The following is a 15,948-nucleotide window of genomic DNA, read 5'->3' as shown; positions in this document are numbered from 1 at the left end:
GTGGCTTGGATTGCCGTCGATGTCTTACCCGGAAAAATTGAGCATGCGCTTCGGTTTGCGTTTGGTCCTTTCCTCAGACGCATTCAACAACGCCTGATCCATCAAACTCCCCGCCTTATCCTTATCCGCCGCCCCCGGCAGCACCGGCGGTTTAACCCCAATCCCAGTGCCCGATCCCGCAGAACCGCCAGCATTAATTTTGATCACCGGCCCAACCACCGTAACCCCACCGCCGTCGAGCTTGATAAAGCTCCCACCCCCAAGAATGGTCAGCTCTGTCCCCGCCTCGATAACAATCTTGTCCCCAGCCTTGAGGTGTATCTCTTTCCCCACACTGGTGAGCTGCGCAGTCCCCAGCTTCACATGCTGGTTCTGCCCAATTGTCAGGTGATCATCCAGCTTCGCTTCAACCTTGCGGTCGGCAATCGTGGTGCGGTGTTCTTCAGCCTTGAGCTCGGTGTAGGTGTTCTTCACTACCGTGTCATGACGTTCATTACCAACCCGAATCTTCTGATCATGCTCAACGTTCTCATCCCAATCCCGCTGGGCATGAATGTAGATCTGCTCCGCACCTTTCTTGTCTTCAATGCGCAGTTCGTTGTACCCACCCCCACCCGGAGAACTAAGCGTCTTGAACACGCTGCGAGTCTTGTTCGCCGGCAGTGCATACGGCACCGGGTTTTCCTTGTGGTACAGGCAGCCGGTGACGAGGGGCTGGTCGGGGTCGCCTTCGAGGAAGGTGACGAGGACTTCCATGCCGATGCGCGGGATGCTGATGGCGCCGTAGCGGTCGCCGGCCCAGGAGCTGGAGACCCGCAGCCAGCAGCTGGTTTTGTCGTCGGCGAGGCCTTCGCGGTCCCAGTGGAATTGCACCTTGATGCGGCCGTACTGGTCGCAGTGGATTTCTTCGCCTTTGGGGCCGGTGACCATGGCGGTCTGGCTGCCGAGCACGCGCGGTTTCGGGTGTTCGAGGGCCGGGCGGTAGAACACGTCCCACGGGGTGGCGAGGAAGCGATTGCGGTAGCCCTGGTGGAAGTCGTCTTTTTCGTTGGTGGTGTCGCTGGTCACGCCTTCTTCGAGGACTTGCGGCTGTTTGCCTTCATGGAAGATTTCGGTGAGCAGCCAGAGGTCGTTCCACTCGCTGCGTGGGTGATCGGACATTTCCATGAAGTGGCCGCTGACCAGTCTGGTCTGGTCGCCGCGACCTTCAGCCTGACGGTAGTCGGCGCGGTGGCGTTCGAGGGCGCGCTGGCTGAGGAACTTGCCGCGTGCGCGGTCGATGAAACGGCCGGGGTAGTCGTAATCTTCGAGATCCGGTTCAGTGCTGTCGCCATCGGGTTTGTACGCGGCTTCCATTTGCAGGCGCGGTTTTTCGAAGTCGTAGTCGCGGCGGGTGGTGCGGGTGGTGCGGGTTTCCAGGCGCAGTTTGAAGCCTTTGATCACCGGCTCGTCGGCGACCATGCCGCTGCCCTGCACATAGGCAGTTGGCTGACCGAGATTCTGGAACACGGTCTGGTCGTCGCCGAACACCAGCAGATGAGCCTTTTCGCTGTGCTGGAAGTGGTAATGAATGCCCTCCTCCTCGCACAGGCGCTGGACGAAATGCAGGTCGGTTTCGTCGTACTGCACGCAGTAGTCGCGATCCGGGCACGGCTGGCTGAGCTGAAAGCTGTAGGCGTTACTCTTGATGCCGTGCTCTTCGAGGATCAGCGCGATGATTTTCGGCGCCGACATCTGCTGGTAGATGCGCTGGTTGGTGCGGTGATGCAGGTATTGCAGTTGCGGCACGATCGACACTTTGTAGCGGGTCAGGCGTTTGCCGGCATCGCCCTGGGCGACGCGGTAGATCTGTCCGTGAATACCCGACCCCTGTGGATCGAACGCGAGAAACGCCTGCTTGTGCAGCAGTTGCTCGAGGTCCAGATCGGGGTTTTCGCTGACCAGTTCGAGGTCGAAGCGATAGGGCTGGCTGATGCCCTCGGTGCCGGTGAACGACAGCACTTGCAGGTCGCCGACGTAGTCTTCGACCTTGAGGCTGAAGTGGGTTGCGTTAGCTGAGTTGAACATCGTGTGCTCCCTGTTCGAATGTCATCCGTTACGCCCGAAGTCGCAGACGTTGCAGCCAGGACGAGGTGGCGCCCAAGGCGTCACGCAATTGTGCGGCAGTGATGTTGCGCTCTGCCGGATTGAAGCTCAGCGCGGTCTGCAGCGCTGACCAGCCGTGTTTCGCTAGATTTTTCGGTGCGTGCAGCTCGCGCTCCAGGTGCTCGTCGCGGGCCTGGGTTGAGGGCAGGCGGCGGAACGGGTGTTTGCCGCTCGCCAGTTCATAGATCACACAGGCCACGCCGTACACGTCCGCGCTGGCCGACAACGGTTGGCCCTCAAGCAGTTCGGGGGCGGCGTAGCCCGGGGTCCAGGCGTTGAAGCGTTCGCGGCTCAGGTGCGGCAGGCCGGGCAAGGTGCCCTCCTCTGCCTGGCCCAAGCCGAAGTCGAACAGGCGCAGGCCGTCTTCGCTGAGCATGACGTTGCTCGGCTTCAGGTCACCGTGCAGCACGCCGCGACGGTGGGCGTAGGCCAGCGTGTCGAGCAGCGGCAGGACGATGTCGCGCAGTTCCTTCCACGGCAGGCCGAGGGGCCGCTCGCAGAGCAATTTGTCCAGGGTCAGGCCACGCATGTATTCCATGGTGATGAAGGCCCGCTGGCAGTCGGTGTCGACTTCAAAGGTGTGCGCACGCACGACGTTGTCGTGGCGCAGGCGCCGGGTCAGGGCGAACTCGCTATAGAGCAAGGCACTGGCGTCCGGCGATTCGGCAAATTCTTCGCTGAGGATTTTCAGCGCGATGTAAGGGTCGGGATCGCCGAACTGTTCGTGCAGCAGATCCCGCGCCCGGTAGACGGCGCCCATGCCACCGGCCCCGAGCAGGCGCTCGAGGTGGTAGCGACCGGCGAGTACATCCGGCAGCGCACCGATGCTGGCCTTGATCGGCGCCAGCAACGGTTCGGCCCTGTTGCCTTTGGCGAAGGCAAAGTAGGTCAGGTTGTTGGCCTGCTCTTCGCTGATCAGCAGGTCGTCGATTGGCGATTCGAGTTCACTCATTGGCGGATCACCACGGCTGTCAGGTTGTCGCGCGCGGCGCCACGCAGGGCGCCATCGAACAAACGTTCCAGCGCCACATGCGGCGCGCTGAGGCTGAGGGCGTTGCCGAGGGCGTCGCTGCTCAGGCCCTGATACAAACCATCGCTGCAGAGCAAAAACACATCACCTGGATAAACCTCCAATTCGAGCACATCCAGGGTCAGTGTTTCGGCGGCGCCGACGGCTCGGGTCAAGGCCTGAGCCGCTGGATGCGCCGCCGCCTGTTCGACGCTCATTTGCTGTTCGTCGATCAGTTGCTGTTGCAGCGAATGGTCCTTGGACAGCTGATACAGCCGCTGCCCGCGCCACATGTAGCAACGGCTGTCGCCGGCCCAAATGCAGGCCGCGCGATTGCCTTCCACCAGCAGCGCGACGACGGTGCTGCCCATGATGCTGTCGTGACGCCCGGCGGTGACCGTCAATTCCTGGCCCAAACGCCGGTTCAGCCAGTGCAGGCACTGGCGGATGGCTTTGAGGCGTTCATCGAAGTCCTCGTGTTGCGGCAACTCAGCCAGGCTGGCGACGATCAACTGGCTGGCGATGTCGCCACCCTGATGACCGCCCATGCCGTCCGCGACCACCCACAGCCCATGCTGCGGGGAATCGAGGAAGGCATCTTCGTTGCGCGCCCGCACCTTGCCCGGGTCGGTGCGCGCCGCGCTGCGCCAGGGACTGGCCACCAGCATCAGAGCTGCACCGGCATACGGAAGGTGCGCAGCACGCCCATGTCGAACGGGTTCGGCGTGCGCTGGCTGGTCAGCAGGTAGTTGGCACGCAGGCCGCCCACGTCGGCTTTCAGCACCAGCACGTCGCGACCGTTCAGGTACTCGGTCTGCATCAGGTCGAACAGACGGAACAGCGACCACGGGCCTGAGTTCTTCTCGATACCGATCGGGCGGCCGGCCATCTTGTCCATGACCAGGCTGGTGCGACCGTCTTCAGCGTCGGTCGGCCACTTGAAGGTCATCGGCAGGATCGGGCCGTGACGGTATTCCATGGTCTTGTCGCCGAACTTGAACTCGGAACGGCTGACCGCCGGATCGAGGGTGTACGGCTCGAGCTTGAACTGCACGGTCGGCTCGGCCGGGTTGATCGAGAAGAAACTCTGGCGAATCGTCTGCGCCGCCGCCATCTGGTCGAGGTAGACCTTCGATACCGGCAGGCTGTGACCGTCGACGCTGCGCATGCGGTAGCTGCCCGGATCGCCGCTGACGAACGGACGCAGGTAGCTGTCGAAGAAGCGGTCGACGGTACCTTGAGCGCGGAAGAACTCGCGGAAATCGCTGATCGCCACGTCGCTGGTGCTGCTGGCGCTGAATGGATAGCGCTTGCTGATGGTTTTGCCATACACGCTGTACAGCTCGCTCTGATAACGACCGTTCAGGTATTGATAGGCATCGTTGAGCACCAGGCGCCACGAGTCTTCGGCCAGCACGTTGAACCACACGCTCAGCGGACGCGGCAAGCGACCGGAAGCGGCACGCAGGTTGGTCAGCGCGTCACGCTGGCCGCTCATGCGCGTCTTGGCCATTTCGAACGCGGCCTGCTCCGGCGTGCTGGAACGGGCCAGACCGGCCAGTTGCAGTTGCAGGTCGTTGAGCGCGTTGAACGCCGGCGTCAGGTCAGCGCCCGGGCCGTTGTTGTCATCGAGCAAACGATGCAGCGGTTCGAAGCGGCGCTGCAGGGATTTCTTCGCGGTGTCCGGCAGATTTTTCGCCACGTTCAGCGCCGACGCCTTGTCGGCGGCCGCGGCAGCGAGTTTGCCAACCTTGCCCAGCTTGCCCTTCTGCCCGGCCAGCGCATCGGCGGCTTCGCCGGCTTCGTCGACCGGATCAACCGCAGCTTCGAAGCGCGTGTTTTCCCGAACTTCGGTGAGCAGCGCGAGTACCGGCGAGTTGGCCGAAGTCAGGCCCGCCAGTTGCTCGGCGCCTTCGCCGGCGTCGCTGATCGGCGGCAATGCGACCTGGCCGACGGCTTCGCTCCAGTAGTTGGCGTAGTCGCGGAAGTACAGCTGCTCGAGCTCGACCATCAGGCGACGCAAGTCCATGTCGCTGATGCCCGCGCCTTCGCCCAGCACCCAGTTGTCACGCAGGATATCGGTGACCAGCGCCGCGCCCTGCACCGAGAAATACTGCTGATAACCCTGTTGGGTGTAGAAACCCGGGATCACGTATTCAGTGCCGATGAACAGCGAGCCTTGCGGGCCGAGGTGCTGGCTGAAGCGGTAGTCCGGCAGGTTGCGCGCCTGCTCGCGGAGCATGCGGTAAACCACGTTGGCCAACGACTCACTGCGCAGAACCTGACGCGCCTGCGCCACCAGTTGATCGTTGAGCGGGTAGATGAACGGCTGCTTGAGCAAGCGTTCAAGGTGAGTATTCAAGCCATTCTGCACAGCGGTGTTGCCGGTGTAGCGCTGCGACCAGTCAGTGGCGACCCAGTCCTTGAGCCACGCCGCGTCGCGACGATCCTTCATGTTCAGCATCAGGTACGCGCGCAGGCTGTTGAGCAGACGGTCGCGGTCCTTCATGTTGGCGCGGATCTGCCCTTCGAGCAGGGTCGCCACCCGTGGCAGCAACTGCGCTTCAAGCTCACGCTCGTAGGCAGTCTTCACCACCGGATTGATCTCTTCGCCCTGATACAGGCCACCACGTTCGTGGTACGACACGTCGCCCTTGTCCGGGAATACCTGGGTCGCGGCGTAGCTGGTGTCGAGGACTTTCAGTACGCCCATGGCGTCATCGCGCGGCGACACGGCCGAGCGCTGCTGGGTCCAGTTCTGCGCCAGGGTGCGCAGGTTTTCCAGGCGCTCGTAGTTGGCCGAGAAACCACCGGCCCAGAGCATGCCGAACAGTGCCAGTGCCGCCAGCGCGCCGATGTACAGCGCGCGCTGGCCCCAATGGATGCGGCTGCGCTCACGCTTGTCCAGCCCGGCCAGATCGGCCTCTGGGAAAATCACCTGGCTGAGCAAGTGATGGATGAAACGCGAACGGCCGCTGCGCAAGGTCGGCAGCACGCCGGCGTTCATGCCGAGGCTGGCGCCGATGCCGGCGGTGGTCGCGTCCATTTCCTGAGTCAGGTGCGGCGCGCTGGTCAGATAGAAGCCGCGCAGTTGCGTGGCGCGCTGGTAACGGTTGCCGGTGAACGCCATATCGACGAACAGGCACAGGCGCTCGCCGATCTGCCCCAACTGATGCGGGAAGTCGAGGATGCGACCACGGCGCTGGGTGTCGCGTTCGGAGTGCATGCGCATGATCACCTGGCTGTTCAAGCGGCGCAGCAGCTCTTCGAACTCGTTGCGCAATACCGCCACGTCGGTGCCGACCTGATCCTTGCGGAAACTGGTGCCGAGCACCTGATCGCTTTCTTCGCGGGTCAGTTGGTCGAAGAACTCGTCGAAGCCGAGCAGCTTGTCAGCCTTGCTCAACACCAGGTACACCGGCACGTCGACGTGCAGTTTCTGATGTACGTCCTGCAGACGGCTGCGCACCTGGCGCGCCAGCGTGTCGATGTCCTGCTCGCTGCCGCCGGTGAGGGTTTCCACTGGAATGGTCACCAGCACGCCGTTCAACGGACGCCCGCGACGACGCTTGCGCAGCAGCTCCAGCAGCGTGGTCCAGGCGTTGCCGTCGACTTCCGCATCAGGCTGGGTCGTGTAGCGCCCGGCGGTGTCGATCAGCACACCGTGGTCGGCGAAATACCAGTCGCAATGACGGGTGCCGTGGGTGTCGCGGGTCAGCTTGCGATCGATCTTGTTGATCGGAAATTCCAGACCGGAAAAGTCCAGCAGGCTGGTCTTGCCCGAGGCCTGCGGGCCGATCAGCAGGTACCACGGCAAGTCACTGCGCCAGCGCTCGCTGCGACCGCGATACAGGCTCGAGGTCTTCAGGGTTTTCAGTGCGTCCTTGAAACGCGCTTTCAACTCTTTCTGCTCTTCGTCGATCAGCTCTTCGCGGCGAATACGATCCTGGCCGTCCTCGCTTTCTTCCTCGGCTTTTTTGCGGATACCGGCGCGCCAGCTGACGAAGACCATGGTCAGGCCCCAGATCAGGAACAGCACGCTGATGGTCAGCAGGCGCGAGGTCGCGCTTTCCCAGAACTTGTAATCATCCACCGCCAACAATGGGCCGACGAACCACACCAGCAGCGCCACGAACAGCACCAGCAGCAGGGTCCAGACCCAGGTCTGGCGCAGGAAGGCGCCGACTTTCTTGAAAAACTTTTTCATCACACGTCCCTGTTTACGGCTGCGCCTGCGGTTGCACCGCGGCTGGATCAAGCGGCTGATAAGGTTTCAGAACGGTGTCGCGCTGCTCGCCCAGGACCCAGGCGAAGCCCGAATACATCACCACCAGGCAGACCAGAGTGAAGAGCACCACCATCCACGCCGGCACGATGCGCACCAGGTTGCGGCGCTGATCGTTGAGGCCCTCCCAGTGCGGCGACAATTCGCGCGGCACGTCGCCACGCAACTGACGGATCTGCCGGTACAAGGCGTCGCGGATGCCTTCGAGTTCAAGCATGCCGCGTGCCTGTACGCGGTACTTGCCCTCGAAACCGAGGGACAGACACAGGTACATCAGTTCGAGCATCGGCAGGTGCTTGACCGGGTTTTTCGACAGCCTGTCGAGCAGCTGGAAAAACTTCTCGCCGCCGAAGGTTTCGTTGTGGAAGCTGCTCAGCAGGCTCATCTGCGACCACTCGCTTTCGTTGCCCCACGGCGTGGTCACAACGGCTTCGTCGACCACGGTGCAGAGCACGTAACGCGCGGCCATCACTTGGCTGCTTTCGGCGCCGTTGTGCAGGGCGCGTACTTCGAACAGCTTGAGCCCGGCGGTCAGGCGCTCGTTGAGCGCATACAGGTCTTCGCGGGTTTCGCTGTGCTTGAGGCGCACCACTTCCGAGAGCAGGTCGGACGAGGCCGCCACCAGCGAATTGAGGCTGATGTTGAACGCCTCTGCCGGACGCAGGCGCGCGGCGTAGATCATGCGTTCTTCCAGCTGCTCGAAACGCGGTGGCGCGGCGAAGTCGGTCAGCGGACTCGATGCCGGTCCGTGGCCCTGACGGTCGAGCAGGACGGTTTTGTCGTCCTGGTTGTAATCCGTTTCCTTGATCATGTCGGTCAGTTCCTGATGGCCCAGAATTTCAGTTCAAGCTCGGCGAATTCGCCGGACACGTGGAACGCGAAACCGCCGGAGCGCTCGAGTTGTGCCAGGTCTTCGGAACTGAGTTCGAGGATGAAATAGGTTTTGTTCGAGTGGAACGCGATCTGCCGCGGGGCCACCGGCAACGGTTTGACCTTGATCCCCGGCAAGTGCAGGTTGACCAGTTGGCGGATGCGCTCCACCGGGCCGACCTTGAGGTGCTGCGGCAAACGCTGACGCAGTTCTTCGGAGTCGCAGTTGGCACTGGCCGCCAGCACGAACGAGGCCGAGCCGAGCAGTTTGTGGTCGTGCAACGGTGAGACGATGATGCCGTACTGACGCGCCTGCAGGATCAGTTCGATGGCGTGTTGCTCGAGCACCATCGACAGCACCTGACGGATCGCCTCCATCAATTTGCGGAAGCTTGCGCCCTGATCGGCGTGGGAATAGCGGCTGTCCAGACGCGGGCGTTTGCTCTCGCCGGAGAAGGTCGCCAGATCGCCGAGCATGGTCAGCAGCGTGCGGTACAGTTCTTCCGGGTGCACCTGCTCCAGACCGAGATAATGGCGCAGCAGCAGTTCGGTGCGGTTGATCAGTTGCAGCATCATGAAGTCGCCGACTTCGGCGCCGCCGACCTTGCCGTTGGAGCGAATCCGCTCGGCGATGGTGTCGCCGCGGTGGCTGAGCATGCTGATGACTTCTTTCAGGCACGACAGCAGATAGCTGGAGGCGTGGGCCTGAATGTAGGTCGGCACGAAGTCCGGGTCGAGGCTGATCACGCCGTCGGGCGTGGTGTCGAGCACGTCGCAGATCTTCAGCTTCACGTAGGCTTGATCGCTCTGCTGCTCACCGAGCAACAGTTTGAAATCCGGTCGCCCGCAACTGACCTGGCTGGCGGAATCGTCGCCGGCGTTGGAGTCGGCCACTTCGGCGTCGTACGCCGTGTAACGCGCCAGTACGTCGGATTGCTCCGGCCGACGGGCCTCGATGTGGTTGCCGGTGACCAGTGGCAGCGCCAGATAGATCGGCGTGTTGCCGGTATTCGGCGGCACGTCCAGCGCCAGCGGCTCGGTGTTGCCGCCGAGTTCGAACAGGCTGCCGTCCGGCAGAATCCCCGAGGCTTCACTGATCACCAGTTTGCCCATGTTGAGGAATTGCAGGTCGATCTCCAGATTGAGAAAACCCCAGGTGTAGCCACCGAGCAATTGCGTGCGGGTTTTCATCTGGTGATCGTAATAGCGATCGTTGTGCTGGAAGTGCTGCGGGCGCAGCAGCATGCCTTCCTGCCAAATGACTTTATGGGTGTTCATGATCAGTCATCCGCCTTGGCGAGCACTTGTTGGGTGTTGCGGATACCGGCCTGATCGAGGGTCAGATCAGCCTCGGTGAGTTCCAGCGCAGTGATCTGCACGGTGTGGCGCCATTGCGTATCCGCGAGGTCGCGATAAGCGGCGAGGATGCCCACGTAACGGCTGCCCTCCTCCACACTGAGTTTCAGTTCCACGGTTTCACCCGGGCGCAGTTCGAGTTCTTCGCTGGCCACCAGGTCCGGGTTGAGGGACTCCTTGGCGCGCTCGTAGAGGCTGAAGAAATCAGCGTTCTCGAAAGTCACCGGGTGCTTGAGTTCGAACAGGCGCACGACGATCGGTGACGGCCGACCATTGAGGTCCGGGTTGAGCTGATCGCTGCCGGTCAGCTTCAGGTTGATTTTGGTCACTTTCGAGTACGGCGACAGCGACGAGCAACCGGCGAGCAGCACCAGCATGGTGAGCGCAGTCAGCGTCTTGAGAAAAGCGGTCGAGCGGCGAGACATGCGCATCATCCTTGGTGGTCGGTGTGGAGGGTGGAGATCAGGCGGATCTGTTCTTCGTAGGCCTGGGCGAAGTCGCGGGCCAGCAGACGCTCGCTCCAGTCATCGTCCTGACGCAGCGCCTGGTGATAACGGCCGAACGCTCTCCAGCGGCCGCCCGATGTCGCAATCAACGGCTTGTTGTCGCGCTCGAAACGCAGGGTCAGTTGCTCTGGCGAGAAGTGCTCCAGCGTGCCCCGCACGGCGGCGCGACTGGCGGTCAGCAAGGCCACTTGATGCGCCTGCAGATCACGGAACGCGCGGGAGATCGCTTGCTCGGCCGGCAGGTGTCCGGGCTTGCTTGGCTGCAACAGAATCTCCAGAGCCTCGCTCGGATCGACGGCGAATTTCAGCGGGTTCTTGTTGGTGCCTTGCACGGTGGTCTGGGCCAGACGCAGTTCGTTTTTCAGTTCCGAGCGGGTGCGCAGGCTCTGCTGCAAACCACCGATGCTCTGGCGCAGCAGGCGCGCAGCGTTCAGCGCGAGCGCTTCGCGTTCGTCGTGGCTGAGGCCTTTGACCTCGACGCCCAGCGCCGCGCCGAAGTGCTCCCAGAAACCTTCGCTCTGACGCTCGACGGCTTTCGGCGCAGGCGCGGGCTCAGGTTCGACCGGGGCGGCAATCAGCTCCGGAACCATCAGGCTTTCCATGTCGATGCGCGCATAGTCGGCACGCTGACGGGAATCTTCCGGCTTGGCGGTAGGCGACAGCAGCTCGTCGATTTCCGAGTACACGCGCTCTTGCTGTTCGAGGGCGTTGAGCGGGTCGAGATCGAGGAACGCGTCGTCCGGAATGATGCTGCCAGCGGCACGTGGACGGCCGACTTCGCCGTCGAAGGTGGCCGGGTCACGAACCAGCCGCGCACGAATCTCGAAGTCGCCCAGAATGTAGGTGCTGCCGTGCTCGATGCGCACCGGCTCACCCTTGTGCAGGCGTGCGCCGCTGCTGCCGTCCTGGACACCGTTGCTGCTGGTGTCGGTCAGGAAGAACGAGCCCTCGCGGTAGCTGACAATCGCGTGGTGATTGGACAGGTGGCGCTTGCGGTCAGGGATGATCCAGTCGCAGTCCTCGCCGCGCCCGATCACGCCACCGGCCTGTTTGAAGGTCCGCTGGCACAGTTCGGTGGGCACGAACTGCTTGGTGTTCAGCATTTCGAAAACCAGTTCCATGTTTGATGCTCCTTGCGGTCACTTGCCGCGATTGACCGCTTGCGGATCACCCAACGGGCGATAGTCGTTGTCGTTGAATTTGTAATTGCCGCTGCAGCCGCCAAGGCCGCATAGAACGACGAGGGTCAGCAGGACAGCGTGCCAGTGACGAACAGACATCAGAGGGTCTCCAGGTGTAGACAAAGCACAAAGCGCCGGCCCTTGCGGGCGGCGCCGTTATTAGCGAATTCATTGTTTTGCGAGGCTCTGAACCGTGGCCTGGAGCCATGCCACGGAGGAGCGACAACCTCTTGTGGCGAGGGAGCTTGCTCCCGCTGGGCTGCGAAGCAGCCCCAAAACCAGTCACTGCGGTGCATCAGGGAAACCGTGCTTACCGGGTTACGACTGCTGCGCAGCCGAGCGGGAGCAAGCTCCCTCGCCACAGGTAAATTGCAGGCTGGAATCATCAATTTCGGATCAACCATCGAAGTCACCCAAATTGATATTCAGGCGCCCGAGACGGTACAACAGCGTGCGTCGCGGCAGGCCCAGTTCGCGGGCGGCAAGGGTCTGGTTGCCGTCGTTCTTGCGCAGGCAATCGAGCAACAAAGTGCGCTCGACCTGTTCCAGCCGTTCGCGCAGGTTCAGGCCGCTGTTGTCTTCGGGCATCGGTTCCAGGCGCAGGGAAAAATGCTCGGCAAGCAACTCGCCACCCTCGCATAGCAACACCGCGCGCTCGACCAGTGCCTTGAGTTCGCGAACGTTGCCAGGGAAGGTGTAACTGCATAGATGTTCAAGGGCCGAGTCCGACCAGCGCACCGGGTCGCGCTGCAAAAAGGTGCAGGTCTTTTCCGCAAAATGCCGGGCCAGCTCGAGAATGTCGCCTTCGCGCTGACGCAGGGCCGGCAACTCGATCGGGAACTGCGCGAGACGGTAGTACAAGTCCTCGCGAAACTTGCCTTCGCTGACCAGCACGGCCAGGTCACGGTGAGTTGCGGCGATGATGCGCACGTCGATCTTGTGGGTGTCGTTGGAACCCAGCGGACGGATCTCGCCTTCCTGCAATACGCGCAGAATCTTCGCTTGCAGCGACAACGGCATGTCGCCGATTTCATCGAGCAGCAGCGTGCCGCCATTGGCTGCATCGAACAGCCCGGCGCGATCGCGATCGGCACCGGTGAAGGCGCCTTTGCGGTAGCCGAACAGTTCGCTTTCCAGCAGGTTTTCCGGAAACGCCGCGCAGTTTTGCACGATGAACGCCTGGGACCGACGCGGGCCGCAATCATGAATCGCCCGCGCCACCACTTCCTTGCCGGTGCCGGTCTCGCCACGTAAAAGCACGGTGTACGGGCTGTGCAGAACCTTGCCGATCAGCGAGTAGGTCTGGCGCATCGCTGCGCTCTTGCCGATCAGGCCGTAGCCGCTGATGCTCGGCACACTGCGTGTGGCCGTGGCTGGCTCGGTCGACGGCTGACGCAGGCGTTGCAGCAAATGCAGTTGGCCCAGCACGAACGAGCCGAGCTGGCCGAGCGAGTCGGCAAAACCTTGCAGCTCAGTGCGGCGACGGCTGGCGCAGAGCAGCAAGCCCTCAACCGACTTGTGCTGATTGACCAGAGGCACGCACAACAGCGACTGCCACGGCGTGCTCGCCGCCGGCAGAAAACTGGTTTCATGCAGGCTGCCGGCGAGGTCATCGAGGCAGACCACACGGTTCTGGCACAGGGCGAATTGCAGCAGCTGCTCGCCGTTGTAATCTGCCGGCAGGCTCGCCGCCTGACGCGGTTGCAGCGCGCCGTCGAGGCACTCGGCGTTCATCCCCAGGCAGGTGTGGGTGGCGTCGAGCAGATACAGCTGGGTCAGCTCGCAACCGCTCAGTTCAGCCAGACCGCGGACGAATTCACCCAGCAGCGCAGCACTGTCCGCCGCCCGCGACAGACTGGCGAACTGCGCCAGCAACGCTTCGGCGTAGACCAGTGGCTGCGGCACTTGAGTGAACATCACGCCCACCTCAGACGAACTCGCAGGTCACGCTGGAGTTGCCATCGAGCGTGGCATGCACACGCTTGAGGCTTTCGCCGGTGGCCATGGCATCGAGCAGACGATCGGCCACCAGCGGCAGCACGTGCTGATCGAGCAAATGGTCGATCAGGCGCGCGCCGCTTTCGCTTTGCGTGCAGCGCTCGGACAGGTGATCGACGAGGTTCTGGCACCAGCTGAATTCCAGCTGACGACGGTTCAGGCGCTCGCCGAGACGGCCGAGTTTGATCTCGATCAGCTCGCGCAGCACCGGCCCGCCCACCGGGTAGTACGGCACCACTTTCATCCGTGCCAGCAGCGCCGGTTTGAAGTGTTTGCTGAGTACCGGGCGAATGGTTTCTTCGAGGACTTCAGCGGTTGGTCGCGCGCCGTTTTCGCAGAGGTCGCTGATCTTGTCGCTACCGAGGTTCGAAGTCATCAGGATCAACGTGTTGCGGAAGTCGATCTCACGACCTTCGCCATCGTTGGCCACGCCTTTGTCGAAGATCTGGTAGAACAGGTTGAGCACGTCCGGATCAGCCTTCTCGACTTCATCGAGCAGCACCACCGAATAGGGCTTCTGGCGCACCGCTTCGGTGAGCATGCCGCCCTCGCCGTAACCGACGTATCCCGGTGGCGCGCCAATCAGACGCGAGACGGTGTGCTTCTCCTGGAACTCGGACATGTTGATGGTGGTGATGAAACGATCGCCGCCGTACAGCAAGTCAGCCAAAGCCAGCGCGGTTTCGGTCTTGCCGACACCGCTCGGGCCGACCAGCAGGAACACGCCGACCGGCGCATCCGGCTTGTTCAGACCGGCAGCGGTGGCGCGCATCGAGCGATCCAGCGCGTGTACGGCTTGTTCCTGACCGCGAATGCGTGTGCGCAGGTCGGTGGCGAAACTGGCGACCTTGGCATTGTGCTCGCGGGCCAGTTGCGCCAGCGGCACGCCGGTCCAGGCGCTGATCACTTCGGCGACCAGACGCGGGCACACTTCGAAGCTGACCAGACGTTCTTTGACTTGCGCAGCGGTCAGCGCGGCATGGGTTTCATGCAGCTGAGCTTCCAGAGCTTCGACGCTTTGGCCCTCATCAACTTCGGCGACCACGGTTTCAATCACGGTGCCTTCGGCGTCTTCTTCAACATTCACGGTCGGCTCAACGGCTGCGGCTTCGCGGGCCTTGGCCAGTTGCTGACGCAGCTCAAGCAAGCGCTCGGCCAGCGCTTTCTGCTCAGTCCACAGGGTCTCGAGGGCGACCATTTCGTTTTCGGCTTCGTCCAGCCGCGCTTCCAGTGCCTCCAGCGCTTCGTGGTCGATCAGCAGACCGGCCTCGGCATCGCGGCGCAGGGCCTGACGCTGACGGCCACCTTCAGCCAGCTCGCCACGCAGGCGTTCCAGGCTTTCCGGGGCGGCTGCGAGGCTGATGCGCACGCGGGCACACGCGGTATCGAGGACGTCGACAGCCTTGTCCGGCAGTTGCCGACCGGCCAGATAACGCGCAGACAATTCCGCAGCGGACACCACCGCGTCATCGCGCAGGTAGATGCCGTGGCTCTTCTCGTAAACCTGAGCCAGACCACGGAGGATGGTCACCGCTTCGCTGACGGTCGGTTCGTGCAGTTGCACCGGTTGGAAGCGACGGGCCAGTGCCGGATCTTTCTCGAAGTATTTCTTGTACTCGGCCCAGGTGGTTGCGGCGATGGTGCGCAGTTCGCCACGGGCCAGCGCCGGTTTCAGCAGGTTGGCCGCGTCGGAGCCGCCGGCATTGCCGCCCGCGCCGATCAGCGTGTGGGCTTCGTCGATGAACAGAATGATCGGTTTCGGCGAGGCTTTGACTTCATCGATCACGCCTTTCAAACGACGCTCGAATTCACCTTTGACGCTGGCGCCAGCCTGCAACAGGCCCATGTCCAGCGACAGCAATTCAACGCCTTTGAGTACCTGCGGCACTTCACCGGCAGCGATGCGCGAAGCGAGGCCTTCGACGATGGCGGTTTTACCGACGCCGGCTTCACCGACGACGATCGGGTTGTTCTTGCGGCGACGGGCGAGGATGTCGACCATCTGCCGAATCGCGCCATCGCGGCATAGCACCGGGTCGAGTTTACCGTCGCGGGCCTGCTGGGTCAGGTTGTGGGTGAAGCGCTGCAGCAGGGATTCGCCCTGCGCCGCCGGTTTGCCGTTGGCGGCCGGTTGCTCCTGTTGCGACAGGGCAAATTCTTTCAGGCGATCAATGTTCAGTTTGGCGAGCAGCGGTTGATAACGGCTGCCGGCATAACGCATCGGATTGCGCAGGAGGGCGAGAATCAGTGCGGCGTCTTCGACCTGGGTCTGACCCAGTTCAAGGTTGGCCACCAGCAAGGCGTCTTGCAGCCATTGCACCAGTTCCGGGGCGAACACCGGGTTGCGCGAGGCGCTGTGCTCGACCCGCGACTGCAATGCAGCGGTCAGTTCACCGGCGTCGACATCGGCATCCTGCAGGGCGCGGCTGAGCAAGCCGTTCGGGCGCTCGAGCAAACCCAGCAGCAAGTCTTCGACGAGGATCTTGCTGCCGCCCCGGGCCACGCAACGCTCGGCCGAACGCTCCAGATCACGACGGGTTTCGGCGTCCAGCGCCTGGATGAGTTGTTGCAGGTCTACGTTGATCATGGCTCACGTCC

11 protein-coding genes are annotated in these 15,948 nt (G+C 62.7%); all 11 read right to left on the bottom strand.

Features of this window, described 5'->3' with window-relative positions; all coding sequences use genetic code 11:
- Positions 1 to 24 precede the first annotated feature (24 nt).
- The gene (locus tag VNV36_RS07170) at positions 25 to 2,067 is read right to left on the bottom strand and encodes a type VI secretion system Vgr family protein (protein ID WP_325717156.1); all 2,043 of its coding nucleotides are present in this window, start codon (positions 2,065 to 2,067) and stop codon (positions 25 to 27) included.
- A 28-nt stretch (positions 2,068 to 2,095) separates the two neighbouring features.
- The gene (locus VNV36_RS07165; RefSeq protein WP_325717155.1) at positions 2,096 to 3,097 is read right to left on the bottom strand and encodes a serine/threonine-protein kinase; all 1,002 of its coding nucleotides are present in this window, start codon (positions 3,095 to 3,097) and stop codon (positions 2,096 to 2,098) included.
- A complete protein-coding gene (locus VNV36_RS07160) occupies positions 3,094 to 3,822 on the bottom strand; it encodes a PP2C family protein-serine/threonine phosphatase (RefSeq protein WP_042608097.1) in 729 nt (242 codons plus the stop codon). The genes VNV36_RS07165 and VNV36_RS07160 overlap by 4 nt, the downstream gene beginning before the upstream one ends.
- Positions 3,822 to 7,361, bottom strand: coding sequence for a type VI secretion system membrane subunit TssM (tssM, locus tag VNV36_RS07155; protein WP_325717154.1), 3,540 nt, complete (start codon positions 7,359 to 7,361; stop codon positions 3,822 to 3,824). The genes VNV36_RS07160 and tssM overlap by 1 nt, the downstream gene beginning before the upstream one ends.
- Positions 7,362 to 7,374: 13 nt before the next feature.
- On the bottom strand, positions 7,375 to 8,250 hold the full coding sequence (gene icmH / locus VNV36_RS07150) for a type IVB secretion system protein IcmH/DotU (RefSeq protein ID WP_325717153.1): 876 nt from the start codon (positions 8,248 to 8,250) through the stop codon (positions 7,375 to 7,377).
- Between the two features lie 5 nt (positions 8,251 to 8,255).
- Complete coding sequence (gene tssK / locus VNV36_RS07145; RefSeq protein WP_016772510.1) at positions 8,256 to 9,587, bottom strand: type VI secretion system baseplate subunit TssK; 1,332 nt, start codon at positions 9,585 to 9,587, stop codon at positions 8,256 to 8,258.
- Positions 9,588 to 9,589: 2 nt separating this feature from the next.
- Positions 9,590 to 10,090, bottom strand: coding sequence for a type VI secretion system lipoprotein TssJ (gene tssJ, locus VNV36_RS07140; protein WP_325717152.1), 501 nt, complete (start codon positions 10,088 to 10,090; stop codon positions 9,590 to 9,592).
- Positions 10,091 to 10,095: 5 nt separating this feature from the next.
- The gene (tagH, locus tag VNV36_RS07135; protein ID WP_325717151.1) at positions 10,096 to 11,292 is read right to left on the bottom strand and encodes a type VI secretion system-associated FHA domain protein TagH; all 1,197 of its coding nucleotides are present in this window, start codon (positions 11,290 to 11,292) and stop codon (positions 10,096 to 10,098) included.
- A gap of 18 nt (positions 11,293 to 11,310) precedes the next feature.
- On the bottom strand, positions 11,311 to 11,451 hold the full coding sequence (locus VNV36_RS07130) for a hypothetical protein (RefSeq protein ID WP_003229566.1): 141 nt from the start codon (positions 11,449 to 11,451) through the stop codon (positions 11,311 to 11,313).
- 297 nt (positions 11,452 to 11,748) lie between these two features.
- Positions 11,749 to 13,269 carry a sigma-54 interaction domain-containing protein gene (locus VNV36_RS07125; protein ID WP_325717150.1) on the bottom strand — a complete coding sequence of 507 codons (1,521 nt, stop codon included), beginning with the start codon at positions 13,267 to 13,269 and terminating at the stop codon, positions 11,749 to 11,751.
- A 10-nt stretch (positions 13,270 to 13,279) separates the two neighbouring features.
- A complete protein-coding gene (gene tssH, locus VNV36_RS07120; protein ID WP_325717149.1) occupies positions 13,280 to 15,937 on the bottom strand; it encodes a type VI secretion system ATPase TssH in 2,658 nt (885 codons plus the stop codon).
- Positions 15,938 to 15,948: the final 11 nt, after the last annotated feature.

It is taken from the genome of Pseudomonas sp. (assembly GCF_035554175.1).
Lineage (GTDB): Bacteria > Pseudomonadota > Gammaproteobacteria > Pseudomonadales > Pseudomonadaceae > Aquipseudomonas.
Note: the sequence above shows the minus strand (reverse complement) of the source record. Positions and strands in the feature narration are given on the sequence as shown.